Here is a 26,765-nt window from a genome sequence, read left to right as displayed (position 1 = left end):
TTCAGCCCTTCGGATGAAAGTAAGACTGGCGCCGCAGGACACCCTCGGAGAAGAGCCCGAAAGCCTGGATGACATGACCCTGCGGCACGTCGATCCCGCGCGCGATGCCTGAACCCTTCAAGACCCCGCCGCGCTCGTCCGGCTCGGCATCGCGATAGGTCCCGCCGTCGCCCAGGATGCAGTTCTGGCAACGGATGGGGCCGAGGATCTGAGCGCCCCGGCCGATCCGATTCGACAGGGTCAAAGACCCTCCGCCCAGGAGCCTGGCCCCGTCCCCGACTTCGATGGCCTCGCCCGCGCCGGCCTTGAGGGTAAAGCCGCCTTCCTCGCCGATCTCCCCTTGGGCGCCGATAACGACCGATCCGCCTTCCGCGACGATCCGGGTTCCGGGAAACAGCTGCGTTCCCCGGCCGATGCCGACATGGCCTCCGTCGATCGCCTGGACGATGGTGTTGGGCCAAAGGATCACGTCCGGCTCGAACTCCACCTGGCGTGAGACCAGGACGGAGAGCGGCGCGGGCAGAATGACGCCGCGACCCGCGAGGGCGATCGTCTCCTCCTGCGACAGGAAGCCGAGCCGCGCGCGCTCGACATCGCCCGGCCGGTCGTGTTCATGCATGGCGTCTTCGGTCCTATCCACGGTGGAGTGGAGAGCTTAGCCGCAGCCGGGCAGCCATGATAGTCTCGGCCGCAGAGGCCCGTGCGGCTAAGGTTGGCCGCTGCCTCCGGCTGCTCCGTAGACCTGTCCCGTCGCGTAGCTGGCATCGGCCGCGGCGAGCTGGACGTAGATCGAGGCCAGCTCGACGGGCTGACCGGGACGACCGAGAGGCGTGTCTCCCCCGAATTGCTGCAGCTTCTCCTGGGTCGCGCCGCCGCTGACCTGAAGGGGCGTCCAGATCGGTCCGGGCGCGACGCCGTTGACGCGAATGCCCTTGGGCCCGAGCTGCTTCGCCAGGGACTTAGTGAAGTTCATCATCGCCGCCTTAGTCATGGCATAGTCGACGAGGTTCGCCGACGGATCATAGGCCTGCTCGGACGTGGTCTGGATGATGGCCGATCCCGGCGTCAGGTGCGGAAGGGCGGCCTTCGTCAGCCAGAACATGGCGTAAATGTTGGTCTTGAAGGTCGCGTCGAAGTCCTCCGACGTGATGTCCAGGAGCGATTGCCGCTGCTGCTGGCGGGCGGCGTTGTTGACGAGAATGTCGAGCCCGCCGAGCTGTCGCACGGCATCCGTCACGATACGGTTGCAGAGGGCCTCGTCGCGGATGTCACCGGGAAGCGCAACGGCGACTCGGCCTTCCTTCTTGATCAGGTCGATCACCTCCCGCGCATCGGGCTCCTCGTCCGGGTGATAGCTGATGGCCACATCCGCGCCCTCCCGTGCAAAGGCGATGGCCGCGGCCCGGCCCATCCCGGAATCGCCACCGGTGATCAGCGCCTTCCGGCCCTGCAGCCGTCCTGACCCCTTGTAGCTCGTCTCGCCGTGATCGGGCCGCGGGTCCATCTGGCCGGCCAAGCCCGGCCATGGCTGCGACTGTGAACGGAACGGCGGCTTCGGGTATTTCGTGGTGGGGTCGTCCTTGGCCACGGCGCTGCTCGGGGAGGATCCCGCCGTCTGGGCGGTTGCCGAGCCTGTTGCCGAAACAAGCCCGGCCGCTGCCCCACCCATGACGCCGCGCCGTGAAATCGAATTGCCGTTGCTCTGGTCCATGCGCCAGCCTTCCGTCATTGATCGAGCCGGGTTAACTGGCGGGAGCATCTCGGGTTCAGAATTTTCTTTGACGTTGTCGTGAGGAGGGATCCTCGATGTTCGCGTGGATCTTCGGGGGCTTCTTTCCCGGCTTGCCCTTTTTCGATCATGGTTCGCGTGTTATCGCGTTACCGGGATTGATGGTGCGGCCGGACAGGTCGGACAGGAACCGCCAAATCGGACTTGGCTTGGATCATATGATGAAATTCGGATGGACGCGGGCGGCTCTTGTGCTCGCATCGGTAATCGGCAGCCTCGGCACGGCGCACGCGGACCGGATCAAGAATCCCACGGCCGTCTTCTCGGGGCTCGACAAGATCACCGGGCGCATCGTGTCGTTCGAGGTCGCGATCGACGAAACCGTGCAGTTCGGCGCGCTGCAGATGACCCCGCGGGTCTGCTTCACCAAGCCGCCGACGGAAACGCCGAACACGACTTCCTTCATCGAGGTCGACGAGCCTGCCACCGACGGAAAGACCAAGCGGGTCTTCTCCGGCTGGCTGTTCGCGGCAAGCCCTGGCCTGCATGGGCTGGAGCATCCGGTCTACGACATCTGGCTCGTCGACTGCAAAGGCGGCACGGAGGTGATTGCCGAGCCGAAGGAGACGCCCGAGGAACTGCCCCCGGTCCAGGATACCGCCCGCGCTCCGGCCGAGACGGGGCGTCCTGGCGACATCATGGCGCCGACTGGGACCACCACGGCGCCACGACCGCCTGCCGTCGAGACCGCGCCTCTCCGTCAGCCGGCTCGGCGCCAGGCTCCCGCCGCGCCGATCATCAACACGGATCGCTAGAGCATCCGCCCAAACGGCCCCGGCCTTTCGATCCGTTCCGGTACTCAGTCCTTTGAACAGCGCTGCGTTCGATGAGAAAAAATCGGGCCCGTATTTCAATGGCGCGGCCCTTCGGGCGGCTGACGCGGACCTCCGGTTCCGTACGGGCGCCAGGTCAGAGCGCAATCGCCGCGAGAGCTTCCTCGCCGCTGACGTTCTTGCCCTTCGGCCAGGAGTTCCAATTGGCGGCATGCTCCATGGCGTTGCGCAGCATCTGCTTGTAGGCCCGCCTCGGCACCTCAATGGCGCCGAACTGTGCCAGATGCGAGGTCACGAACTGGGTGTCCAGAAGCGAGAACCCGCCCCGACGCAGCCGGGCCACCAGGTGAACGAGGGCGACCTTGGAAGCATCCCGTTCGGTGTGGAACATGCTCTCGCCGAAGAAAGCCCCGTTGAGGCGCACTCCGTAGAGGCCTCCGACGAGGCGGTTGTCCCGATAGACCTCGACCGTGTGGCAGTAACCGGCATCGAAGAGTTCGCCGTAGAGTTCCCGGATGCGCCGGCTGATCCAGGTCTTCTCCCTGTCCGCACCGGGCGCGGCGCAGCCGGCGACTACTCCGTCGAAATCCTCGTCGATACGGATCTCGAACTGGTCCGAGCGGACCGTACGGGCCAGGCGCTTCGAGATGTGAAAATTGTCGATAGGAATGATCCCCCGCTCACGTGGCTCGACCCAGAAGAGCGAGGGGTCATCCGCATCTTCCGCCATGGGAAAAATGCCGGCCGCATAGGCTTTCAGCAGAATGTCGGGGGTAATCTCGATGGCGTGGTCGGGGGACCGGGTCATTCACACACGTATCCGATCATTCGGGCTATCCTTCATAAAATAGGATAGCTGATATGCGAAGTCAGTTCGGCCTCAGGTAGATTTTGCCGAGTTCCCGGATCTCTTCGTCGGTCTTCTCAGCCCTTGTTGCGAGACCCCACAGATCATACCGTTGTGGACGGCGAAGCCCAAAGAATTTGGCGAACCCGGCTTGGACGCAAGCCTCTCCGAGAATTTTCAGCGTAAATCCCGTATGGTGAGCCATATAGAGGTTGCCGTGCTTCATGGCCGGCCTGAATCCGTACAGCATGTCGATCGGTGAGACCGGGCCACTCTTGCTCTTATAGAGCAGTGTCTCGATGTCTCCCGAAGACAGCCTCTCGCCGACCGCCTGGAGATCCGGACAGGTCAGGATGATGAAGCCATCCTGCCTGAGAACGCGACGCATCGTTTCCAAAGCCAATGATACTTCGCGCGGGTAAAGATGCTCGATGTTGTGCGCCGAATAAACAGCATCGAAACTGTCGGGGTCGACCTGGGACAATTCGGGAAGTTTGTCCACGATGTCGGGACTAACGCCCTCGTCGATATCAAGGGTTGCCTCTTTCCATTCCGGATTTGCGAAAGCCCTGACGGTCTGGTGCCGGCGTTTATGGCCGCAGCCGACATGAAGAAAGCGAGGCATTGTCTTTCATGGCGTCGCTTTCAGGAAGCGACGCCCTCTGTTCCGACAATACCAGAATAGAAGATGTGATATTGTATAACAAGCCTATTCGTTTTCGCCCAGCCCGCCTGTCTTGAGAAAGTTCTCGAGCCAGTGGATGTCGTACTGGCCGTTCTGGATATCCGGGTTGCGCACGAGGGTGCGGAAGAGCGGCAGGGTGGTGTCGATGCCGTCGACCACGAACTCATCGAGGGCACGGCGCAGGCGCATGAGGCACTCGTTGCGGGTGCGGCCATGGACGATGAGCTTGCCCACGAGGGAGTCGTAATGCGGCGGGATGCGGTAGCCCTGGTAGGCTGCCGAATCCACGCGCACGCCGAGGCCGCCCGGGGGGTGGAAGTAGCTGATCGTGCCCGGTGAGGGGCGGAAGGTCGAGGGATGCTCGGCATTCACGCGGCACTCGATGGCGTGGCCCTCGATCCTGACGTCTTCCTGCTTCACCGACAGCGGATGGCCTGCCGCCACCCGGATCTGCTCGTTCACGAGATCGATCCCGGTGATCATTTCCGTGACGGGGTGCTCCACCTGGATGCGGGTGTTCATCTCGATGAAGTAGAATTCGCCGTCCTCGTAGAGGAACTCGATGGTGCCGGCACCCGCATATTGGAGGTCCTGCATGGCCCTGGCCACGACTCCGCCGATGCGCTCGCGCATCTCGACGTTCAGGGCCGGCGAGGGGCCTTCCTCCCACACCTTCTGGTGACGGCGCTGGAGCGAGCAGTCGCGCTCGCCGAGGTGGATGGCGTTGCCCTTGCCGTCGCCGAGAACCTGGATCTCGATGTGGCGCGGCTTCTCGAGATATTTCTCGATATAGACCGCATCGTCGCCGAAGGCGGCCTTTGCCTCGGTCTTGGCGGTCTGCAGCGCGTGAACGAGGTCGTCCTCGTTGCGCGCCACCTTCATGCCGCGTCCGCCGCCGCCGGCAGCCGCCTTGATGATCACCGGATAGCCGATGTCCCTTGCGACCTTCTTGGCCTCGACGTCGTCGGAGATGCCGCCCTCGGATCCGGGCACGCAGGGGATGCCGAGGCGCTTGGCGGTGCGCTTGGCCTCGATCTTGTCGCCCATGATGCGGATGTGCTCCGCCTTCGGGCCGATGAACGCGATGCGGTGATGCTCCAGCACCTCCGCGAAACGGGCGTTTTCGGACAGGAAGCCGTAGCCGGGATGGATGGCGTCCGCGCCGGTGATCTCGCAGGCGGCGATCAGGGCGGGGATGTTGAGATAGCTGTCGCGGGCGGCCGGCGGGCCGATGCAGACGCTCTCGTCGGCGAGGCGCACATGCATGGCATCCGCATCGGCGGTGGAATGCACCGCGACCGTGGCGATGCCGAGCTCCTTCGCCGCGCGCAGGATGCGCAGGGCGATCTCGCCTCGATTGGCAATGAGGATCTTATCGAACATATCGCGCCTTACTCGATGACGAGGAGGGGTTCGCCGTATTCAACAGGAGTTCCGTCTTCGACAAAGATGGCGGTCACGGTGCCGGCGCGGGGCGCCACGATCTCGTTGAAGGTCTTCATCGCCTCGACGAGCAGAACCTTGTCGCCAACCTGTACCTTGGAACCGACCTCGACGAAGGATTTCGCCTCCGGGGAGGGTTTGCGATACGCGGTGCCAACCATGGGCGAGAGCACGGCGCCGGGATGAGGCGCGCCGGTCTTTGCGGCAGCCTCGCCCGGGGCGGCAGCCGGAGGCGGTGCAATGACGGGGGCAGGGGCGAGCGCGGCGGGAGCCGCGACCGGAACGGTGACGGCGGCGGTGACCATGCGCGCGACGCGGATGCGAAGGTCGCCCTTCTCCACTTCAATCTCGCTGAGATCCGTGTCGGCGATCAAATTCGCCAGCTCACGGACGAGATCGGGATCGAAAGGGTTATCCTTGGCCATGGGGCTTACCTCTACTTCTTGAGGAACTAGTGCTGGGAGGGCTTCGCCTGAGGGGCTCGCTCGACCATCACCCGGTGAACCGCTTCCAGGCCGAGCAGATAGCTCATGGGCCCGAAACCACAGATCACGCCGACGGAGACGGGCGCTATGAGCGAGCGATGGCGAAAGCCCTCGCGAGCATGAACATTCGAAATGTGGATCTCGACCGTCGGAGCGCCGCTGCCGGAAATGGCGTCGCGCAGAGCGATCGAGGTATGGGTATAGGCGCCGGCATTGATGACCACGCCGGCTCCTTGGGCTCCTGCTTCCTGGATCCAGTCCACCAGCTGTCCCTCGTGGTTCGACTGGCGGAACGTGATCGCTACCCCAAGGTTCTCGGCCTTTTCGCGTACGAGCTTCTCGACGTCCTGCAGGGTCGTGCTGCCATAGACTTGAGGCTCTCTGCTGCCGAGCAGGTTGAGATTGGGTCCGTTGAGGACGAAGACGGTGGTCATCGTGAAAAGGAGCGTTCCTTGAAGCTCCGCCTTGCGGAGCAGAAACGCCCTCTTAGCCAAAAGGCGAGCAGGGGGGAAGGGGAAAACCAAGGCTTTCCCAAGCTTGGCTTGGGTTCCGTTGCATGATTGGCGTGTTTTCCCGGTCATGGTCGTCCCCGGACCCGATCCGCGGATCAGGCCCGGTTGCCGCGATGAGGAGAAGCGCCGCGCTTTTCGGATCCGGATCACCGGCACAAGGCCGGTGACGACGATGAGCGGGTCAGAGGGTGCGGGAGCTTAACCGCAGCTCGCCTTGCCGCACTGGCGGACATTGTTCACAAGCTGCTTCAGGGGATCGAGGCCAACGGCGCCGGGGATGACTGTCTCGCCGACGATGAAGGCCGGCGTTCCCGTCAGGCTGAGCTTGTCCCCGAGAGCCATGTTCTCTTGGAGCGCATTGCGGACCTCAGGACTTTCGACGTCCTTCTGAAGGCGGGCCATGTCGACGCCCATATCCTTGGCGACCGCCATGGCGCGCTCGCCGTTCACCCGACCGCGGCTGTCCATGACCTTGACGTGGTAATCGAAGAGCTTCTGGCCCTGGAGCTGGTTCTTGACCGCCAGCGCCACGCGGCTGGCCTCGACGGAATCGGGTCCGAGGACAGGGAAATCCTTCAGGACGACGCGCAGCTTGGGGTCGCTCTTCATGAGCGTCTGGACGTCGGAAAGGGCCTTCTTGCAGTAGCCGCAATTGTAGTCGAAGAACTCCACCAGGGTGATGTCGCCCGATGGGTTGCCGACCACGTAGGAATGGGAGGCATTCAGGAGCGATTGCTTCGTTTCCTGCACCGCGCCCGCCTGGGCGACCTGCTGCGCCTCGGCTTGGCGCTTCTCGAGCTCGGCGATCACCTCGGTCAGAACCTCCGGGTTCTTCACGAGATAATCTTTCACGATCTCGCCGATGGCCCGCTTCTGCTGCTCGTTGAAGACCGTGCTCTGCGCCATCGCGGCTGGAGCGATGGCCAGGGCGCCGAGCAGAGCTGCGGTCCGGCTGATTTTGAGAGGCGAAAAGCGCATATTCGGTCCTTTGCGGAGGTCTTTGTCGCTCCAGCGTCTAACGATGGTTCGAGGCGGAGTTGAGACCCATTGTTCCATCGTGAGTTAGCGGCTTGAGGAGTGCCGCGTCAAATCACGGCTTCGTTTTGAGGCGTTAGAACTTCCTCGTCGTCACCGGCCCTGTGCCGGTGATCCCGACAGCGTGGAACGCCGCACTCTTCCGATCGGGATGGCCGGGACAAGCCCGGCCATGACGGGAGATGCCTCCAAAGACAGGAAGAACTGTCTTGAGACCGCCTCTGCAACCGGCTACGAGCCTCTCCATGACCAAGACAGCCGCCGACCTCCATTCGCCCCTCATTGCGCGCCGCATGGACCGCGTCGCCTCCTTCCTGGCCATGGACGTGCTGAGCGCGGCTGCGGCCAAGGAGCGGCGCGGCGACAGCGTCATCCACATGGAGGTCGGCCAGCCTTCCGCGCCCGCGCCCCGCGCCGCCCGGGAGGCGGCCAAGGCCGCCCTCGATCTCGGCCGCATCGGCTACACCGAGGCGCTCGGCATCTCGGCCCTTCGGGAGCGGATAGCCCGGCACTACCGCGATGCTTACGGCGTGACCATTGCGCCCGAGCGGGTCGTGGTGACGACCGGCTCCTCGGCCGGGTTCGTGCTGGCTTTCCTGAGCCTCTTCGACCCGGGCCAGCGGGTGGCGATCACTGCGCCGGGCTATCCGGCCTATCGCAACATCCTGGAGGCGCTGGGCATCGGGCCGGTCACGATCCCGCTCGCCAAGGCCGACGGCTGGATCATGACCGCTCAGGCGATCGAGAAGGCCCATGCGGAAAAGCCCCTGCACGGCATCCTCGCCATGAGCCCAGCGAACCCTTCGGGGACCATGATCGGCCGCAAGGCGCTGGCGGAACTGGGCGAGACCTGCCGCCGCCTGGGCCTGTGGTCCGTGTCCGACGAGATCTATCATGGCCTGACCTATGGTGAAGCCGCGTCCACGGCGCTCGCCTCCGACGACGATGCGGTCGTGATCAATTCCTTCTCGAAATATTACTGCATGACCGGCTGGCGCATCGGCTGGATCGTCGTGCCGGATCGTCTGGTGCGGCCCATCGAGCGGCTGGCGCAGAACCTCTACATCTCGCCGCCCTACCTGTCGCAGGTGGCGGCGCTCGCCGCCTTCGATGCGGCCGAGGAACTGGAAGCCGTGAAGGCAGGCTATGCCCGCAACCGGGCCTATCTCCTGGAAGAGCTGCCCAAGGTCGGCATCACGGAAATGCACCCGGTGGACGGGGCCTTCTACATCTATGCCGACATCGCCCGCTTCACGAACGATTCCATAGGTTTCTCCAAGCGCATGCTGGAGGAGGCGGGCGTCGCCGCCACGCCCGGCCTCGATTTCGATCGCATCGAGGGCTCGCACTACCTGCGGTTTTCCTTCGCAGGCTCCGAAAACGATTGCCGCGAGACGGTGGCGCGGCTGAGGGCGTGGCTGAAATAACCCTTACCCGTCATCACCGGCCCTGTGCCGGTGATCTCGATTTGAAAAGCACGACGCTTCGCAAAGGTGGGATGGCCGGCACAAGGCCCGCCATGACGGTGAAAGAATACCCCTGCTGCAGCATCCCGCTTTGCAGCGATGCGCTCAAATCACCAGGAAGTCGCCGGCGGTCAGCGTGACCTTGCTGACGATCTTGATGATCTCGACCGGCTTGTACCGGCAAGCAGCGTAGGCGCCAAAGCAAAATGGCCGGGACGAGCCCGGCCATTCCCATTTTGAACTGATGTTCGATTACGAGCCGCTCAGGACCGACTTGGCCTTGGACCACCAGCCGGCGCGCTTCGGGCGCTCCGGATCAGGCGGGGTGAGGACGACCGCGACCGGCTCCGGCTCGGGAGCTACGGGAGCGGGCGGCGGCACGGGTGCCTCGGCCACGGGATGGGGCGGGGTGACGATCGGCTCTCTCTCGGCCGCAGGGCTGGACTCAGCCGCTTCAGCTTCGGCGCCGGCCTCGACCGGAGCGGGTTCATCCGAAGCCGGTGCGGCCTGAGCCTCGTCGGGAGCCACGAAGCCTTCCTCCTGGGCGAATTCAACCGTCTCGTCACGGCCGCGTCCACGACCGCCGCGTCGCCCGCGACGGCGGCGGCGACCAGCGCCGGAATCCTCGTCCGACTCGCCGGCCTTGACGGGGGCGGCCTCATCGCCGGAGGTCTCGACCTCGGCCTCTCCCTCGTCGGATTCGCCCTCGGTTTCTCCGGCTTCGGCGCCGTCCTCGGCCTCGCCGTCAGCCGCAAAAGCCTCCCGGTCGCGACCGCGACGGCGGCGGCGACGGCGACGACGGCGTCCACCGCCTTCCCCTTCGCCTTCCTCGCCGCGCTCTTCGCCGCCCTGAGCTTCCTCGGCGGCTTCCTCTTCGGCCTCAGCCTCGACATCGATGTCCTCGTCGGGCTCGTCGACAGGCACGATGGCGTCGATCTGAATGCCGGTCGCGGCCGACTTGTGCTCGAGCTTGAGGGCGGGCTCGCCCCGCTCGATGGCATAGGTGGTGGTGCCGTGGAGGCTGTCGTCGGCCACGATGGAAATCGCGACGCCGAAGCGGGTCTCCAGCTCGCGCAGGTGGATGCGCTTCTGGTTCAGGATGTAGAACGCCGCCTCCATCCGCGTGCGGACGATGAGGTTGTAACTGGCATTCTTGATGAGGGTTTCCTCGATCGAGCGCAGCACCTGCAGGGCGACCGACGGGGTCGAGCGCACGAAGCCGGTGCCGGCGCAGTGCGGGCAGGGAATCGAGGAGGATTCCAGCACGCCGGTACGGATACGCTGGCGCGACATCTCCAGCAGGCCGAAGGGCGAGATGCGGCCCACCTGGATGCGGGCGCGATCGTTCTTCAGGCACTCGTTGAGCTTCTTCTCGACGGCGCGGTTGTTCCGCTTCTCCTCCATGTCGATGAAGTCGATCACCACGAGGCCGGCGAGGTCGCGCAGGCGGAGCTGGCGGGCGATTTCCTCGGCCGCTTCGAGGTTGGTGCGCAGCGCCGTGTCCTCGATGTTGTGCTCGCGGGTCGAACGGCCGGAGTTCACGTCGATGGAAACGAGCGCTTCCGTCGGGTTGATGACGAGGTAGCCGCCCGATTTCAGGGTCACCACGTTCGAGAACATGGCATCGAGCTGCGCCTCGACGCCGAATTTCGCGAAGAGAGGCTGCGGATCGCGGTAGGGCTGGACCAGCTTCGAATGGCTCGGCATGAGCATCCGCATGAAGTCCTTGGCCTCGCGATACCCCTCGTCGCCGGACACCATCACGTCGTCGATGTCCTTGTTGTAGAGGTCGCGGATGGCGCGCTTGATGAGGGAGCCTTCCTCGTAGACCAGGGACGGGGCCGCCGACTTGAGGGTCAGCTCGCGCACGCTCTCCCAGAGGCGCATCAGGTATTCGTAGTCGCGCTTGATCTCGGGCTTGGTGCGCGAGGCGCCGGCCGTGCGCAGGATGATGCCCATTCCCTCGGGCACCTCCAGCTCCTGGGCGATTTCCTTCAGGCGCTTGCGGTCGGCCGCGTTGGTGATCTTGCGGGAGATGCCGCCGCCCCGGCCCGTATTGGGCATGAGCACCGAATAGCGGCCGGCGAGCGACAGATAGGTGGTCAGGGCCGCGCCCTTGTTGCCGCGCTCTTCCTTGACGACCTGGACCAGCAGGATCTGCCGACGCTTGATGACTTCCTGGATCTTGTACTGCTTGCGCGGCGTGCGCCGGCGCTGGGGAAGATCCTCGATGGCATCGTCGCCGCCAAGCTGCTCGACGATCTCGTGCTCTTCCACGTCGTGATCGTCTTCGTCTTCGTCGTCCTCTTCCTCATCGGCTTCCGCATCGCCCTCGGGCGAGCGGGATTCCGGGGGCTCGGAAGCGTCATAACCCTGCGCAGACTCGGCGCTCTGTGTCGTGTCGACATGGGCGGAGGCTTCGACGGCCTCGACGGCAGCCTCTTCTGCGTTCTCGCCGGGAGCCGCATCTTCAGCCGTCACCGCGCTGAAGGCGTCAGAGGCCGAGGCCTCGCGCTCTTCGCCAAGGCTCTCGGGGGTGTCCGAAGTATCGCCTTCGCGAGCCGCCGCACCGTCTTCGGTGCCGGCCTCGGCTTCGGACGAGACCACGGTCTCGTCGTTCTCGGTCCGCCGCTGCGAGGAACGGCGCCGGCGGCCGCGGCTGCGGCGCTCTTCCTCGTGTTCCTCCTCGCGCTGGGCTTCCGCCTCGGCTTCGAGCAGAGCCTGTCGATCGGCGACGGGGATCTGATAATAATCGGGATGAATTTCGCTGAACGCGAGGAACCCGTGGCGGTTTCCACCGTATTCCACGAAGGCCGCCTGGAGAGACGGTTCGACCCGGGTGACCTTGGCGAGATAGATGTTCCCGCGCAGCTGCTTACGGTTGGCGGATTCGAAGTCGAATTCTTCGACTTTCTGTCCACGTACCACCACGACCCGGGTTTCTTCCGGGTGTGAGGCATCGATTAGCATCTTGTTTGCCATGTTGAACTCTCGACATGGCGATCGAGGGCAGGACCTGAGGCAGGGGCCGCATTGTGGGCGGATGGGCACGCCGCAGGTAAGGGCGGCGGGCTGAAATTGCGTTAGGAGTGCTGTCGATCGCCATCGTGCGCCGCATGCGGGCGCATTCTGGGTTGAATTGGGCCGGCTCTTGGCCGGAAAGGGTGGAGCTTGGGCGTGCGCGGGATGAAACGCGCGATTCAAACGGTGCAGAAACGAAGGTCAAAGCTGACTTCGCGTGCGCAACCATTCGACACGGCCCTTTCGTAGATATCGATGGACCGGAAGCCGGCCATCGGCGAGTGGCGACAAGCGTCGCCATATGGTCCTGTCCGTGAGCCTGTCGAGGGTGACGGGTCTCCTGAAGGATCGGTCAACACAACCGTCTCCTCCGGATCCGCCGTCAGATTCGGCCATGCCGGACGGGATCAAGATCATTACAGAGCGATTGGGGCATTTGGCAAGATCTTGTGTCACTGTGCCTTGAATGCAACAGAGTCTCATTAAACCGCCGTGCGACGTGAGGTTCCGTTAACCAAAGGCCGTCTATCAGTATAGGAAGGACGCTAAAACTCTCAGCGATCACCGATGCCCTTCATCCCATATATCCGCATTATCAGCATGTGCCTCATGGCGTCCCTCGTGGCCGCGTGGTCGGGGCACGCCCATGCGGCCGGAGAGGGTGCAAAGGCTGGCTCGCCCGCCATAGCCGCCGCCGTTGCGGTCGAATCGGACGGGGCGAAAACCCGTTTCAAGGTTACCCTGTCGAAGGCGGTGACGGCCCAGGTGTCTCTGATGGAACGCCCGGACCGGGTCATCATCGACCTGCCGGAGGTGGCTTTCCATCTCCCCCAGGAGGCCGGGCGCAGCAGGGAAGGCCTTATCGCGTCCTACCGCTACGGTCTCTTCGCTCCGGGCCGGTCCCGGGTGGTGATGGAACTCACGCAGCCGGCAATGGTCTCCGGGATGACGACCGCACCGGACGCCACGGGCGCCGCGACGATCCTGACCATCGAACTCTCCCGCACCGAGCGCGAGGAATTCCGCAGGGCGGCTGTCGAAAACCCGGCGGCGAAGGAGGCTTCGGCCGCGCCCCTCGCACAGGAGACCAAGGATGCCCGACCGGTCATCATGATCGATCCCGGCCACGGCGGAATCGATCCGGGCGCGAATGCTTCATCGGGCAGTATCCTTGAGAAGGATCTCGTTCTCTCCTTCGCCCAGCGACTGCGGAAGAAGCTTGAGGACAGCGGCCGCTACAAGATCATCATGACCCGAGACCAGGATGTGTTCGTCTCCCTCGGCGACCGGGTGCGTGCCGCCCGAGCGGCTCAGGCCGACCTCTTCATCTCCGTCCATGCGGATTCGATCTCGGGCGGCCAGGAGGTGAGGGGACTGACGGTCTATACCGGGTCCGAACGGGCATCCGACGCGGATTCCGCCCGCCTCGCCGACCGCGAAAACAAGGCGGATGCGGTGGCAGGCGTCGAATCGGTCGACATGCCGGACGATGTCTCGGACATTCTGATGGAACTTACCCTTAGGGAAACACGGGGCTTCTCCCACAATTTCGCCGGCCGTCTCGTCGGTGAGTTCGATTCCGTTGCCCGCCTCAACAAGAACCCCCACCGGCAGGCACGCTTCCAGGTGCTGCGGGCCCACGACGTGCCCTCCGTCCTCGTCGAACTTGGCTATCTGTCGAGCCAGAAGGACCTCGACCTGTTGATGTCGGAGGAGTGGCGGGCCAAAATGGTCTCGGCCATGTCCGTCGCCGTGGATCGCTTTTTCGCCGCGCGGTTCGCCCGCAGGGGCACTGCCGCAGTTTTACCATAGATACAGTGTGGATAGCGGGGGCGCGATTCATCGGGTAACGAGGGTCCGCGTTTCAAGATCTGCATAAACAGGCGCCATGGGCGCCGTCATGGAACACCTTCGGATGCGCTTCGTCCTACGACTTTTCGGCTTTCTCTTCAGCGTTGGAGCGATCTTCTTCCTGATCGGCGCCGTCGGGCTCGCCTATGGATTCTGGTTCTACTCGAAGGATCTGCCGGATCACGCCCAGCTCGCCACCTACGAGCCGCCGGTGATGACCCGCATCCATGCGGCCGACGGCAGCCTCATCGCCGAATATGCCCGCGAGCGCCGGCTCTACGTGCCTATCCAGGCAGTGCCCAAGCTGGTGATCGATGCTTTCCTCTCCGCCGAGGACAAGAATTTCTACAAGCATGTCGGTATCGATCCCGAGGGCCTCGTGCGCGCCGTGGTGGTCAATCTCCGCTCTGGCGGAACGCGCGAGCAGGGCGCCTCGACGATCACCCAGCAGGTGGCCAAGAACTTCCTCGTCGGCAACGAGCGGAGCTATGAGCGCAAGATCCGCGAGGCGCTGATCGCCCTGCGGATGGAATCGACCTTTTCCAAGGACAAGATCCTCGAGCTCTATCTCAACGAGATCTTCCTCGGCACCCTGACTCCGGGCCGCAACCTGCATGGCATCGCGGCCGCAGCGCTCGACTATTTCGGCAAGTCGATCCACGAACTGACCATCGCCGAGGCCGCCTATATCGCGGCCCTGCCCAAGGGGCCGAACAACTACCATCCATTCCGCCAGCGCAAGGCCGCCGTGGAGCGCCGGAACTGGGTGATCGAGCGCATGGCCACCAACGGCTACATCTCGAAGGAGGCTGCCGAGGAGGCCCAGAAGGAGCCGCTCAACGTCAAGCCACGCGTGGTCTCCCCGAACAGCATCGCCTCGGGCTACTTTGCCGAGGGCGTACGGCGCGACATCGCCGAGCGCTACGGCGAGGAGACCCTCTACGAGGGCGGTCTGCTCATCCGTTCGACCCTTGATCCCAAGATGCAGGCCATGGCTCGCAAGTCCCTGGTCGATGGTCTCGTGCGCTTCGACGAGGCGCGCGGCTGGCGCGGCGCCCACCAGAAGATCGACCTTTCGGGCCGCGAGTGGGGCCTGGCGCTCTCGGAAGTGCCGGCGATGGCCGACGTGCAGCCCTGGCGTCTGGCCGTCGTGCTCGAGGTCGCGCGCGGGCAGGCCAAGATCGGTCTGCAGCCCAAGCGCGAGGCATCCGGACAGATGGTTAAGGACCGCGAGACGGGCACCGTGACGGCCGATGGCGCGAAATGGACCCGCCGGCCCGTCGAGCGCGCCGTTTCCGTGGGCGACGTGGTCTATGTGGAGCCGGTGACCGACAAACCGGGCCAGTTCCGCCTGCGCCAGATCCCCGAAATCTCAGGCGCCATCGTTGCCATGGACCCCAATACGGGCCGCGTCCACGCCATGGTGGGCGGCTTCTCCTACGATCAGAGCGAGTTCAACCGGGCGATCCAGGCCATGCGCCAGCCGGGCTCGTCGTTCAAGCCCATCGTCTATGCGACGGCCCTCGACAACGGCTATACGCCTTCGAACCAGATCATGGATTCGCCCTTCGTGCTCGATATGGGTCCCGGCCAGGCGGCCTGGGCCCCGTCGAACTACGACGGCAAGTCGGGCGGCTTGCGGACGCTGCGCTACGGCGTCGAGCATTCCAAGAATCTGATGACGGTGCGCCTCGCCAACGAGGTCGGCATGCCGGCCATCTCGGAATATGCCCGCCGCTTCGGCGTCTATGACGACATGCTTCCGCTGCTCTCCATGTCGCTCGGCGCCGGCGAGACCACGGTCATGCGCATGACGGCGGCCTACTCCATGTTCGTCAATGGCGGGCGCCGCATCAAACCGACTCTGATCGACCAGATCCAGGACCGCAACGGCCGGACGATCTACCGCCACGACGACCGCAAATGCGCGACCTGCAACGCGGAGAAGTGGGATGGCGGTGCTGCGCCCAAGCTGACCGAGACCCGCGAGCAGGTGCTCGATCCGCTCACCGCCTACCAGATGACCTCGATCCTCGAAGGCGTGGTCCAGCGCGGCACGGCGCAGTCGGTCAAGGCGGTCGGCAAGCCGCTCGCCGGCAAGACCGGCACCACCAACGACGCCAAGGACGTTTGGTTCGTCGGCTTCTCGCCCGATCTCGCCGTCGGCGTGTTTCTCGGCTACGACCAGCCGAAGTCTCTCGGCAACGCGGCGACGGCCGGCCAGTACGCGGCGCCCGTGTTCCGCGACTTCATGCAGCTGGCACTCAAGGACAAGCCTGCGACGCCGTTCCGTGTGCCCGCCGGCATCAAGCTCATCCGCGTCAATGCCGCCACCGGCACCCGGGCAGGCGGCGAGGGCGGCGGCACCATCCTCGAAGCCTTCAAGCCCGGCCAAGCCCCGCCAGAATACGTGCCGCCGGAGCCCGAAGAGGCTCCGCAGGTCGAGTATCAGGGCGCGCCGGGGGTACCCCGGCAGGCTGTGGGCGTGGGCACCGGCGGATTGTATTGACCGCTTCCTTACCCATATAAAAACCGCCCTCCCAATAACGGAAACGGATTGCTCTTCGGCTGAAGCATCGGTCGCGGGGCAATCCGTTGTCTCGAGGGCGGAGTTCCTTTGACACCCGGCGGCAGTCCTTCTAAGACCCTGCCATCACACGGACGGACAGCAAAGAAACGATGCGCGCCGAAATTCAACATCTCGTAGAAGAGACCAAGCAGTCAGTCGGGCTGCTGAGGAGGCATCTTTGACTGGGATACTGCCCAGCGACGCCTCGCGGAACTAAACGCGCAGGCCGAGGATCCCAACCTCTGGAACGATGCGGACGCCGCGCAGAAGATCATGCGCGAGCGCACGTCCCTCGAAGACCAGATATCGGCCGTGAAACGTCTCGAGCAGGATCTCGAGGATGCCATCACCCTGATCGAGCTCGGCGAAGCCGAAGAGGACGAAGCCACGATCCAGGAGGGCGAGTCGACCATCCGCAGCCTTCAGGCCGAGGCGGCCCGCCGCCAGGTCGAGACCCTGCTCTCGGGCGAGGCGGATGCCAACGACACCTATGTGGAAGTGCATTCGGGCGCCGGCGGCACGGAAAGCCAGGACTGGGCCAACATGCTCCAGCGCATGTATGCCCGCTGGGCCGAGCGCCGGAAGTACAAGGTCGAGCTTCTCGAAATCACCGACGGCGAAGAGGCCGGCATCAAGAGCGCCACGCTCCTGATCAAGGGTCTCAACGCCTATGGCTGGCTCAAGACCGAGTCCGGCGTGCACCGGCTGGTGCGCATCTCGCCCTATGACTCCAATGCCCGCCGCCATACGAGCTTCGCGTCCGTGTGGGTCTATCCGGTGGTGGACGACCGCATCAACATCGAGATCAAGGAATCCGACTGCCGCATCGATACGTTCCGCTCCTCGGGCGCGGGCGGCCAGCACGTGAACACCACCGACTCGGCGGTGCGCATCACGCATATTCCCAGCGGCATCGTCGTAGCCTGTCAGCAGGAGCGCTCCCAGCATAAGAACCGGGCGACCGCCTGGAACATGCTGCGCGCCCGCCTTTACGAGGCCGAGCTGAAGAAGCGCGAGGAGAAGGCCAGTGCGGAAGCCGCCGCCAAGACGGATATCGGCTGGGGTCACCAGATCCGCTCCTACGTGCTCCAGCCCTACCAGATGGTGAAGGACCTGCGCACCGGCGCTCAGTCGACGAGCCCGCAGGACGTGCTCGACGGTGACCTCGATCCCTTCATGGAAGCCTCCCTCGCCCAGCGCGTCTACGGCGGCGAGGCGGAGGTCGAGGATATCGATTAGGACGAGAAGGCCCGCTCGACCAAGGAGCGGGCCTTATTCTCTGCAGATGGTCATCTACACGATAAGGAAATCGGAGAAGCTGGGCGTCGTCCCTTTGACGTTCGCAAAGCGCACTGCGGCCAGAGGGCCAGAGCCGTCCGGATCGTGAGAGAGAAATTGGCCCTCCAGACTGAAGACTATCCTAGTGTCCGCATCAATCGCGGCCGTTCCTGTGACAAGCGCCCACGGGCTCAAGTCGCCTTTCTCAAGGGTGCGAAAGATCGACATCGTCGCTCCCATTGAACGAAGTATCGATTATGTGCCCTGAGTTCCGGGCGGTAACGAGCGTCGAGGTCGATGCTGCCGCCATCCTTGTGCCGAACGACACCTTCATCATTGAAAGTCTCCCGCTCAAGTTTCGGGAATTCGGCCCGGCCGGAAAAATCTCCAAACTCCCACTTCCATTGGAACGTCAGCTCAGCATCTTTACCCTTGACCTCAAGGAATCGGATGCCTGAAGCGTCGCCCCACATCTTCAAGGTTTTGCACGCCATGGCCTTGTCTGCACCATCGAACTTCGTGGAGCCCCACTGCGGACCATTGAAGGTATAGGTCAGGAAGGCCGGCTTCTTGTTGGCCCTGAGACTGGAGAGAGCATTCCAGCTTTGACCCGAGAGGACGGCTTTGTAGTCAGGCATTGCAACATTAGGTGGGAAAGGGGCTTGGATCTGCAACTCTAAAACATAAATGAAATTTCATTGCGATCGTATGGCATTTCCTATTCCAAGGCCAGCGCCGCCGCCAGCACCTCCTTGGCATGGCCCGGCACCTTCACCTTGTTCCAGACCCGGGCGATCTTGCCCTCCCGGTCGATCAGCACGGTCGTGCGCTCCACCCCCATGTATTTGTGGCCGAACATGCTCTTCTGAATCCAGATGCCATAGGCTTCCAGAACCGTCTTCGCTTCATCGGAGGCGAGGGCGAAGTCGAGGCCGTACTTGTTCCGGAACCGATCGTGGCTCTTCAAGGAATCCGGAGAGACGCCGACGACCTCCGTGTCGGCGGCGGCGAAATCCTGCTTGAGGGCCTGGAAGTCTTTCGCTTCGAGCGTGCAGCCGCTGGTATTATCCTTGGGGTAGAAAAACAGCGCGACCTTGCGGCCTTTCAGGCCGTCGAGGCTGATTTCCCGACCATCTGTCGCAGGCAGGGAGAAGGGCGGAGCTTTGGTTCCGATGCTAAGAGACATGAGTCGCCTTCCTTTTGGCGGAATATACTGATTGGAAATCTCTACAGCACCGGGCCAATAATGGTCTCCACTTTGGGATCAATCCGATGCTTGCATCTAGAAGCGCATCGTGCGTACCGGAAACCAGGACCACTTTTCTGCACGAAGCGCTCGTGTGCACGACTGAAAGGGACAGTCGCGGGGGTCTCCCGAGACGGTTAAGGTCTCTATCTCTGATTCCCTGATGAGCGCCCGAGCGCAAGAACCGGATTATCCAACGTCACAAGAATGAAGCTGCCATTTCGTACCACGTTGTCCCGGCGAGACCCGGTCAAGCGGAGCCTCCTCAAGCGCGTTCTTCGTGGCACTCTCTATGTGAAGCTTGGGCTTGTCGTCTTTGTGCTTGCCGCGCTCGGCCTGCTTTATCTGCGTCTCTCGGCGGCTCCGATGAGCTTCGGACGCCTGCCCGAACGGGTCGCGGAAGCCTTGGCGGCGCGCATCGGGCCCGGCTGGAACGTGACGTTGCGGAATACGGCCATCGAGCTGCACGACGGTTCTCCGGCCCTGCGGGCGAACGGGCTCGACATTCGGGCGCCCGGCGGCGATCTCGTGCTGCGGGCCCCTTATGCGATCTTCAGCGTCGATCTCACCTCGCTCCTGACCGCCAACCTTCAGCCCAAGGCGATCGAGGTGCGTGACCTGCAGGTGAGGGTCCTCGTCAACCGCGACGGATCGCTCTCGTTCTCGCCCGTGCAGGCGGCGGAGTCCGAGCCGGGCGCGTTACCTGCTCCCGTTGCACCGGAGCCGTCCCGGGAAGCTGCAGCGTCGCTGGCTCTCGATGCCAACGGGCCCTCGCCCGTGTCGGGCGTCGTCGGGTCGCTGCTGGAACTCATCGTCGGCCCTGGAAGCGTTCTCAACTCGCTCGGCCAAGCGGAGCTGACCAATGCGCGCCTCGTCTTCGTCGATGCGGATGGTCGCGAAAGGGCCAGGTTCCAACGGGTGGATGCCGCCTTCGACTGGACGGAGAACGGCGGCCGGCAGTTTGCCGCCACGGTCGAAGGGGATCAGGGACCCTGGCGACTCAACGGCGATGCCGTTGCGGACGGAAATGGCGCCTATCGGGCCGGCGTGGTCGCGAACGAAGTGCCGATCAAGGACATCCTTCTCCTCGCAGGGGCTTCCGATCTGCCGGCGGCCACGGATCTCGAATTCTCCGGACGGTTCGACATCGCCTATGCGGATGGTCGCATCGCGGAGCTGAAGACACGGCTCGCGAGCAATGCCGGCACGTTCCAGATCGAGGACAAGGATACGTCGCCATTCCCGGTGGAGCGCGCAACGATCGAGGCACAATGGGTCGAGGCCGAGAAGGCTCTCGAACTCCAGGAACTCGGCCTGCAGGGCGGGAACACGAACCTGCGCCTGCAGGGGCGCCTCGCGACTCCCATGGCGGACAAGCCTTGGCGTTTGTTCCTCGGCGGCCGCGATATCGTGTGGTCCGGTGCGGCAGCGGGAGACCGTCCTCTTCAAGTCAGCGAGTTCGCCGCCGATCTGTCCGGCCCGGACGGTGTCACGATCAACAGCGTCACGCTGAAAGGGCCTGAGCTGTCGGCCCGCATCAGCGGCCTTCTCGGAGCCTCTGCAGATCCGAAGGCCCTGAATCTGAACGTCCGTGCGGAGAAGACGAATATCCGCTCCGCCCTGCGGATCTGGCCTGAGGCGGTCGCTCCTCCGGTCCGCAAATTCCTCGTGTCCAACCTGAAGGCGGGCACGCTGGATTCCATCGATCTCAAGGTGGCTATGTCCGGCGAGGATATCGCAAAGGCGGTGACGGGTGGTCCGACCCCCGATGAGTCCCTGAAGATCGATTTCGCCATTTCCGACGGCGTCCTCCAGGTAGCGGACGGCCTTCCGCCGATCTCGGGGATGAACGTGAACGGTCACGTAACGGGCAAGAAGGTCGGCGTGCGTGCGTCGACGGGTCTGGTCCAGATGGCGGACAACCGCTCCCTGGACGCCTCCGACGGCGCGTTCATCCTGGACAATTATTGGGATGACAATGCGTTGGCCCGCATCGATTTTCGCCTCACCGGCGGTGCCGACGGATTGGGCGCCCTGCTGCTGGAACCGCGCATCAAGGAAATCGCCGGGTTCAATATCGATCCCGCCACGATGAAGGGGAAGACCGATCTGCGCGTCGGCATAGGCCTTGCCGTCCATGACATCCCGGCCTTCGCCGACCTGCCTCTCAGAGTGAGCGGAACGGTCAATGATTTTGGCGTCGACAAGTTCTTCGGCAAGGACCGTCTGGAAGGGGCCGATCTGGCGATTGCTTACGACCGGGGCGATCTCGTCGTGAAAGGCGACGGCAAGCTCGCAGGAAACCCGGCCGCCATCGATCTGCACAAGAACAAGCAGGGCGGGCAGGCGAGCGTCGCGTTCTTCCTCGATGAGGCGGCGCGCAGCCGGCGGGGGCTGTCCTTCGGCACCCAGCTTACGGGAACGATCGGACTCAAGGCGAGCCTTCCTCTCGGCGCATCGGCCCCGTCGAACATCCTGGTCGAAGCGGATCTTGCCAAGGCCGGCGTGGATCAGCTGATCCCCGGCTGGGTGAAGCCGGTCGGACGGCCCGGAAAGCTGACCTTCACCATGGTCGAAGGGCCGTCCCACGAGATCCGTGATCTGCAGCTCGACAGCGGCAGCGTGCAGCTGAAGGGCAATGCGACGCTCTCGAGTGAGGGAAGCCTGGAGAAGGCCGAACTCTCGACCTTCAAGCTTTCGCCCGGCGACGACATGCTGGCCCAGATCGAGCGCGCCAGCAACGTCTACAAGGTCGCGATCCGCGGCAATGTGGGCGATGCCCGACCCTTCGTGAAGGGTGGCGCAGGCTCCTCCGCTTCCGGACGAAATGCGCCTTCGCAGAAGGACGCCAAGGATTTTGATCTCGACCTGAGCCTCAACATCCTTACGGGCTACAACGAGGAGGCAATCACCAACGCCGTGATCAAAGCCTCCGTGCGCAAGGACAACCTTCGTCAGCTCGACATGAAGGGGCGGCTCGGTGCGACGGACATCGTCGGGCGGACCCTGCCGGATGCCGGTGGTCCAGTGGTGATCCTGCAGGCGGAGGATGCCGGCGCGCTGCTGCGCTTCACCGATGTCTACAGGCGGATGTCCGGTGGAGATCTCATTCTTCAGCTCGCGACGGGAGACGGCCCGCAGGCCGGGCATGTCATCCTGCGCTCGTTCGCTCTGGTCAACGAGCCGGCCCTTCGCCGGATCATCCCGACACAGACGCAGATCATTGCCGGGCAGGACAAGGCCGGCAATCCGCAAGCCGTCCGCGTGGACGTGAACGAGGTGCAGTTCGCCAAGGCCCGTCTCGAATTCACCCGCAACGCCGGTCGGCTCGATTTCAAGGATGCTGCGATTTGGGGCAACCAGATCGGGTTCACACTGGGCGGCTTCATCGATTACGCCCGCGACCGGCTCGACATCACGGGCACCTTCGTTCCGGCCTATGGACTCAACAATGTGTTCGCCCAGGTGCCGCTCTTCGGGCCGCTTTTGGGCGGAAGCCAGTATGAGGGGCTGTTCGCCGTCAATTTCCGGCTCAATGGTCCGGCGAGTTCGCCGTCGCTGACGGTCAATCCGCTCTCGGCCGTCGCCCCCGGCTTCCTGCGCAAGCTCTTCGGTGTGGGAGCCGGAGCGGAACCGCAGACAGGATCGCTGCCGACGGTTCCGGAACGTTAAGCCTTTAGACGGCTCGCAGGAGCACGTGCTTCTTCTTGCCGAAGGACAGCTTGATCACGCCCTCGGCCGTAACGTCGGACAGGTTCAAGGTGCCTCGCTCGTCCGAGACGGTCTGGTCGTTTACCTTGAGGCCGCCGCTCTTCACCTGCCGGCGCGCCTCGCTCGATGACGGTACGAGCTTGGCGTAATCGGGCCCGAAGGCTGCCAGGATGCCGAGACCTCCTTTGAGGACATCCGTCGCGATCTCGACGGTCGGCAGGCTTTCCGCCAGGGCTCCCTGCTCAAAGGTCTTGCGAGCGGTCTCTGCCGCCAGTTCCGCGGCCTCGCGGCCATGGAGGAGGGCGGTTGCTTCCGTTGCGAGAACCTTCTTGGCTTCGTTGATCTCGGCACCCTGAAGCGCTTCGAGCCGTGCGATCTCGTCCATGGGCAGAATGGTGAAGAGCTTCAGGAAGCGGGCGACATCCGCATCCTCGGTGTTGCGCCAGAACTGCCAGTAATCGTACGGGCTCAGCATGTCGGCGTTGAGCCAGACGGCCCCGGAGGCGGTCTTGCCCATCTTGGCGCCGGAAGCAGTGGTCAGGAGCGGGCAGGTGACGGCGTAGAGCTGCGGCGTGCCGAGGCGGCGGCCGAGATCGATCCCGTTGACGATGTTGCCCCATTGGTCCGAGCCGCCCATCTGCAGCACGCAGCCGTAGCGCCTGTTGAGCTCCACGAAGTCGTAGGCCTGGAGAATCATGTAGTTGAATTCCAGGAACGACAGTTCGTGCTCCCGGTCGAGGCGCAGCTTCACGCTGTCGAAGGACAACATGCGGTTGACCGAGAAGTGTCGGCCCACGTCGCGCAGGAATTCGATGTAGTTGAGTTTGGTCAGCCACTCGGCATTGTCGGCCATCATCGCATCGGACTTGCCTTCTCCGAAGCTGATGAAGCGCGAGAAGACCGTCCTGATGCTTTCCTTGTTGGCCTCGATCTGATCGATGGTCAGGAGCTTGCGGCTCTCGTCCTTACCGGATGGATCGCCCACCCGGGTCGTCCCGCCGCCCATGAGCGTGATCGGCTTGCCGGCGCCCGTCTTCTGCAGCCAGTGCAGCATCATGATCGAGAGCAGGTGTCCTACGTGCAGCGAGGGGCCTGTGCAGTCGTAACCTACATACGTCGTCAGGCGCCGTTCGAGGGCCGCAGTATCGACGCCCTCGAAATCCGAGGTCTGATGAATGAAGCCCCGCTCGGTCAGGACCTTCAGAAATTCGGACTTCGGCGCGCTCATCGCTTCTCTCGTCTTAACTCGATCACAGATGCCGAAGCCTGTAGCAGGTTCGTGCGCTCATTTCATCCTCTTCAGACACAATGTCAGATTGCGTGTCGTGAAGAAGTTTCCACGAGCGGGAAGCTTGACAGAGAGAGTTCAGAGGTAAGTGATATTGTTACAATTGCGTAATGTAGGCTGCACGTGCTGCCTCTGTTTGTCGAACGGAAGAGTTCCCTCATGGTCGAGATTTGGTCATGGGGCACAGGGAACAATTCCTCAACGGTGGCGCCGGCAACGACACGCTATTGGGTGGAAGCGGCAACGACTGGCTTGACGGCGGCGACGTCATGGACGGCTGGGACGTCCTGTCCTAAGAGCGTGCGACCCGCGGCATAGTGGTCGACCTGACCAGCAACGCCCATGGCGGGGCCGCGGCCTGGGATACGATCCGCAACATCGAAGTCGTGCACGGCACGAACTTCGACGACAGCCTGACCGGCATCGACAATGGCGGCGGCACCGGCGAGCTGTTCTACGACGTGGATAGCTCGGGCGGCGTGACGGCGATCAAGTTCGCCGCCGTGACTGCAGGTACGGCGCTCAGCGCCGCGAACCTCCTTCGTCGTGTGAGCCTCGACGTAGCGTGGTCGTTCTACGCGGCTTGCCGCAGAGAACGGTACAATCAAAAGCAATGGGCGAACTCGAGGCCTGCCCATTGAACCCATCGTGTTGGGATCGGCTCAAGCCGCCTCTTCGGCCGTTCCCAGGCGCTTGTCGAGATACTCGTCCACGGCGACCATGAGCTCGTCGACCCGGCCGTCGAAGAAGTGGTTGGCGCCGTCGATCACGGCGTGCTCGAGCTTCACGCCCTTCTGGGTCTTCACCTTCTCGATCACGCTGACCACGTCCTTGACCGGAGCCACCCGGTCCTCCGAGCCGTGCACGAAGAGGCCGGAGGACGGGCAGGGGGCGAGGAAGGAGAAGTCGTAGCGGTTGGCCATGGCGGCAATCGAAATGAAGCCTTCGATTTCCGGACGGCGCATGAGGAGCTGCATGCCGATCCAGGCGCCGAAAGACACCCCGGCAATCCAGCAGGCGCGGGCGTCCGGGTTCATGGCCTGCGCCCAGTCGAGGGCCGCGGCCGCATCCGAGAGCTCGCCCTGGCCGTGGTCGAAAGCGCCTTGGCTGCGGCCGACGCCGCGGAAGTTGAACCGAAGGACCGAGAAGCCGCGCTTCGCGAAATCGTAGTACAGATTATAGACGATCTGGTTGTTCATCGTCCCGCCGAATTGCGGGTGCGGGTGCAGGATGATGGCGATGGGGGCGCCCTTTTCCTTGGCAGGCTGGTAGCGTCCCTCGATGCGACCGGCAGGACCCGTGAAGATGACTTCAGGCATATACGCGAACCTCTTGATCGCCCCTCCATCCGAAGGGGGAAACTGTGGGCGACCTTGACTCCAGGCCGCGGTTCCTCATAAAAGAACCCTTAGAACTATTCTAAAATGTTCCATTGTTTCATTGATCCGCGCGATGACGGGCATCGGGAGAAACACGGGACAGATGTGGTTGCGGTGCTTTAGCACGGCAACCAGGGTCGGTTGCAAGAATTTCGTGAGGCTCCAAGCAGCTATGGCTCCTGGCCAGCGCATATATCTCGACCATAACGCGACCTCGCCCCTACGGACGGAGGTTGCAGAGGTCGTGCTGCGCGCTCTCCAGCTTCCCGGAAATGCCTCGTCCGTCCATGCCGAGGGTCGCGCCGCGCGGGCAGAGATCGAGAATGCCCGGGAAAAAGTAGCCCGCCTCGTTGGGGCCAGGGCGAAGAACGTCGTCTTCACGAGCGGTGGGACCGAAGCCGCTAACCTTGTTTTGTCGCCAAGCTTCCGTCGTCTAGGAGATTCGGGAGCGACAAAGCTTCTGGTCGGGGCCGTGGAGCACCCGTGTGTCCTCAACGGCCATCGCTTTGCTTCCGATGCCGTCGAGGTCATTCCTGTCGGCAGTCGCGGAATCCTTGATCTTGCCTGGCTCAGGGCCCACTTGGAGAAGGCGGGGGATGAGCGGGTTCTGGTCTCGGTCCAGCTTGCCAACAACGAGACCGGCGTACTGCAGCCGGTGGCCGAGGCCGCCCGGCTGGCTCATGAGTATGGCGGATTGGTCCACACCGATGCGGTTCAGGCGGCCGGCAAGATCCCGGTCGACATAGCCGAGCTTGGCGTCGATGTGCTGACGCTCTCCGCCCACAAGTTCGGGGGACCGAAGGGGATCGGGGCTGTGGTTCTGGCCTCCGACCAGTTCGGGATCGCCGAGAAGCTGATCCGGGGTGGTGGCCAGGAGAAGGGTTTCAGAGCCGGCACCGAGAATGTGGCGGCCATCGCGGGCTTCGGCGCTGCGGCCGAGTTGGCCCTTGCGAACCTGGCGCAGGAAGCCGGGCGGCTCGGGGCTTTGAGAGCCGAGGCTGAGGCGCAGGTCCGCCGGATTGTGCCCGATGCACTTGTTGTGGCTTCCGCTGCTGAGCGGTTGCCTAATACTTTCGCCTTTGCCATACCCGGCCTCAAGGCCGAGACGGCATTGATCGCCTTCGATCTGGCAGGCGTGGCCCTGTCATCCGGTTCGGCATGCTCGTCCGGGAAGGTCAAGCGATCGCATGTGCTCGACGCCATGGGCGTGGAGCCCGCCCTTGCTGAGGGCGCTTTGCGTGTGAGTTTAGGGTGGTCGACCACTCATGAGGACGTGATCCGCTTCGCGGAGGCGTGCGAAAGGGTTGTCGGCACCTTATATAAGCGGAAGGCGAGCGCGGCCTGAGAAGGCCTTGCGTCGTATTCCAGAGTCATCAACCCGCGGCCC

22 protein-coding genes are annotated in these 26,765 nt (G+C 63.7%); 9 read left to right on the top strand and 13 right to left on the bottom strand.

The window, feature by feature from the left end; translation table 11 throughout:
• Window position 1: 1 nt before the first annotated feature.
• Window positions 2-619 carry a hypothetical protein gene (locus KHP60_RS09480; RefSeq protein ID WP_213563654.1) on the bottom strand — a complete coding sequence of 206 codons (618 nt, stop codon included), beginning with the start codon at window positions 617-619 and terminating at the stop codon, window positions 2-4.
• A gap of 87 nt (window positions 620-706) precedes the next feature.
• On the bottom strand, window positions 707-1,711 hold the full coding sequence (locus KHP60_RS09475) for an SDR family oxidoreductase (RefSeq protein WP_249688659.1): 1,005 nt from the start codon (window positions 1,709-1,711) through the stop codon (window positions 707-709).
• 239 nt (window positions 1,712-1,950) lie between these two features.
• On the opposite strand from KHP60_RS09475, the gene KHP60_RS09470 reads away from it, so the two are divergent.
• Window positions 1,951-2,544, top strand: a complete 594-nt coding sequence (locus KHP60_RS09470; RefSeq protein WP_213563653.1) for a DUF2155 domain-containing protein — start codon at window positions 1,951-1,953, stop codon at window positions 2,542-2,544.
• 154 nt (window positions 2,545-2,698) lie between these two features.
• On the opposite strand, the gene aat is transcribed toward KHP60_RS09470, so the two are convergent.
• From aat to KHP60_RS09440, 6 genes are all read right to left on the bottom strand, one after another.
• A complete protein-coding gene (aat, locus tag KHP60_RS09465; protein ID WP_213563652.1) occupies window positions 2,699-3,370 on the bottom strand; it encodes a leucyl/phenylalanyl-tRNA--protein transferase in 672 nt (223 codons plus the stop codon).
• 61 nt (window positions 3,371-3,431) lie between these two features.
• A complete protein-coding gene (locus tag KHP60_RS09460; protein WP_213563651.1) occupies window positions 3,432-4,034 on the bottom strand; it encodes a methyltransferase domain-containing protein in 603 nt (200 codons plus the stop codon).
• Between the two features lie 84 nt (window positions 4,035-4,118).
• Complete coding sequence (gene accC / locus KHP60_RS09455) at window positions 4,119-5,477, bottom strand: acetyl-CoA carboxylase biotin carboxylase subunit (RefSeq protein WP_213563650.1); 1,359 nt, start codon at window positions 5,475-5,477, stop codon at window positions 4,119-4,121.
• Between the two features lie 8 nt (window positions 5,478-5,485).
• Window positions 5,486-5,962 carry an acetyl-CoA carboxylase biotin carboxyl carrier protein gene (gene accB / locus KHP60_RS09450; RefSeq protein WP_213563649.1) on the bottom strand — a complete coding sequence of 159 codons (477 nt, stop codon included), beginning with the start codon at window positions 5,960-5,962 and terminating at the stop codon, window positions 5,486-5,488.
• A 26-nt stretch (window positions 5,963-5,988) separates the two neighbouring features.
• Window positions 5,989-6,456 carry a type II 3-dehydroquinate dehydratase gene (gene aroQ, locus KHP60_RS09445; RefSeq protein WP_213563648.1) on the bottom strand — a complete coding sequence of 156 codons (468 nt, stop codon included), beginning with the start codon at window positions 6,454-6,456 and terminating at the stop codon, window positions 5,989-5,991.
• Between the two features lie 276 nt (window positions 6,457-6,732).
• Window positions 6,733-7,512, bottom strand: coding sequence for a DsbA family protein (locus tag KHP60_RS09440; protein WP_213563647.1), 780 nt, complete (start codon window positions 7,510-7,512; stop codon window positions 6,733-6,735).
• A gap of 302 nt (window positions 7,513-7,814) precedes the next feature.
• Between KHP60_RS09440 and KHP60_RS09435 the strand changes: the two genes are divergently transcribed.
• Entirely contained in the window at window positions 7,815-8,996 is a 1,182-nt protein-coding gene (locus KHP60_RS09435; protein WP_213563646.1) for a pyridoxal phosphate-dependent aminotransferase, read from the top strand.
• Between the two features lie 291 nt (window positions 8,997-9,287).
• Here KHP60_RS09435 and KHP60_RS09430 read toward each other — a convergent pair whose 3' ends face one another.
• Entirely contained in the window at window positions 9,288-12,017 is a 2,730-nt protein-coding gene (locus KHP60_RS09430; RefSeq protein ID WP_213563645.1) for a ribonuclease E/G, read from the bottom strand.
• 648 nt (window positions 12,018-12,665) lie between these two features.
• Here KHP60_RS09430 and KHP60_RS09425 point away from each other — a divergent pair.
• From KHP60_RS09425 to prfB, 3 genes are all read left to right on the top strand, one after another.
• The gene (locus KHP60_RS09425) at window positions 12,666-13,868 is read left to right on the top strand and encodes an N-acetylmuramoyl-L-alanine amidase (RefSeq protein ID WP_249688658.1); all 1,203 of its coding nucleotides are present in this window, start codon (window positions 12,666-12,668) and stop codon (window positions 13,866-13,868) included.
• A gap of 103 nt (window positions 13,869-13,971) precedes the next feature.
• Window positions 13,972-16,416 (top strand): penicillin-binding protein 1A, encoded by a 2,445-nt coding sequence (locus tag KHP60_RS09420; RefSeq protein ID WP_213563724.1) that lies wholly within the window; start codon window positions 13,972-13,974, stop codon window positions 16,414-16,416.
• Between the two features lie 170 nt (window positions 16,417-16,586).
• Window positions 16,587-17,715 (top strand): peptide chain release factor 2 gene (gene prfB, locus KHP60_RS09415; protein ID WP_213563643.1). Its coding sequence is split into 2 segments (ribosomal slippage): window positions 16,587-16,655 and window positions 16,657-17,715, totalling 1,128 coding nucleotides; the frame shifts between segments, so codons are not numbered across the junction.
• Between the two features lie 230 nt (window positions 17,716-17,945).
• On the opposite strand, the gene KHP60_RS09410 is transcribed toward prfB, so the two are convergent.
• Together KHP60_RS09410 and KHP60_RS09405 are read right to left on the bottom strand one after the other, a co-directional pair.
• Window positions 17,946-18,392, bottom strand: a complete 447-nt coding sequence (locus KHP60_RS09410) for a hypothetical protein (protein ID WP_213563642.1) — start codon at window positions 18,390-18,392, stop codon at window positions 17,946-17,948.
• A gap of 80 nt (window positions 18,393-18,472) precedes the next feature.
• A complete protein-coding gene (locus tag KHP60_RS09405) occupies window positions 18,473-18,940 on the bottom strand; it encodes a peroxiredoxin (protein WP_213563641.1) in 468 nt (155 codons plus the stop codon).
• 267 nt (window positions 18,941-19,207) lie between these two features.
• On the opposite strand from KHP60_RS09405, the gene KHP60_RS09400 reads away from it, so the two are divergent.
• A complete protein-coding gene (locus tag KHP60_RS09400) occupies window positions 19,208-22,672 on the top strand; it encodes a DUF3971 domain-containing protein (protein ID WP_213563640.1) in 3,465 nt (1,154 codons plus the stop codon).
• 4 nt (window positions 22,673-22,676) lie between these two features.
• On the opposite strand, the gene tyrS is transcribed toward KHP60_RS09400, so the two are convergent.
• The gene (gene tyrS, locus KHP60_RS09395) at window positions 22,677-23,939 is read right to left on the bottom strand and encodes a tyrosine--tRNA ligase (RefSeq protein ID WP_213563639.1); all 1,263 of its coding nucleotides are present in this window, start codon (window positions 23,937-23,939) and stop codon (window positions 22,677-22,679) included.
• A gap of 236 nt (window positions 23,940-24,175) precedes the next feature.
• Here tyrS and KHP60_RS09390 point away from each other — a divergent pair, with 236 nt between their 5' ends.
• The gene (locus KHP60_RS09390; RefSeq protein WP_213563638.1) at window positions 24,176-24,295 is read left to right on the top strand and encodes a hypothetical protein; all 120 of its coding nucleotides are present in this window, start codon (window positions 24,176-24,178) and stop codon (window positions 24,293-24,295) included.
• A gap of 21 nt (window positions 24,296-24,316) precedes the next feature.
• The gene (locus KHP60_RS09385) at window positions 24,317-24,640 is read left to right on the top strand and encodes a hypothetical protein (protein WP_213563637.1); all 324 of its coding nucleotides are present in this window, start codon (window positions 24,317-24,319) and stop codon (window positions 24,638-24,640) included.
• Between the two features lie 21 nt (window positions 24,641-24,661).
• Here KHP60_RS09385 and KHP60_RS09380 read toward each other — a convergent pair whose 3' ends face one another.
• Window positions 24,662-25,318, bottom strand: coding sequence for an alpha/beta hydrolase (locus KHP60_RS09380; RefSeq protein WP_213563636.1), 657 nt, complete (start codon window positions 25,316-25,318; stop codon window positions 24,662-24,664).
• A 232-nt stretch (window positions 25,319-25,550) separates the two neighbouring features.
• Between KHP60_RS09380 and KHP60_RS09375 the strand changes: the two genes are divergently transcribed.
• Window positions 25,551-26,723: a cysteine desulfurase family protein gene (locus KHP60_RS09375; RefSeq protein WP_249688657.1), complete on the top strand. Its 1,173-nt coding sequence runs from the start codon at window positions 25,551-25,553 to the stop codon at window positions 26,721-26,723.
• The last annotated feature ends 42 nt before the right edge of the window (window positions 26,724-26,765 follow it).

The organism is Microvirga sp. 3-52, assembly GCF_018383585.1.
Taxonomy (GTDB): Bacteria; Pseudomonadota; Alphaproteobacteria; order Rhizobiales; family Beijerinckiaceae; genus Microvirga.
This window is presented reverse-complemented; position numbering and strand designations above follow the sequence as displayed.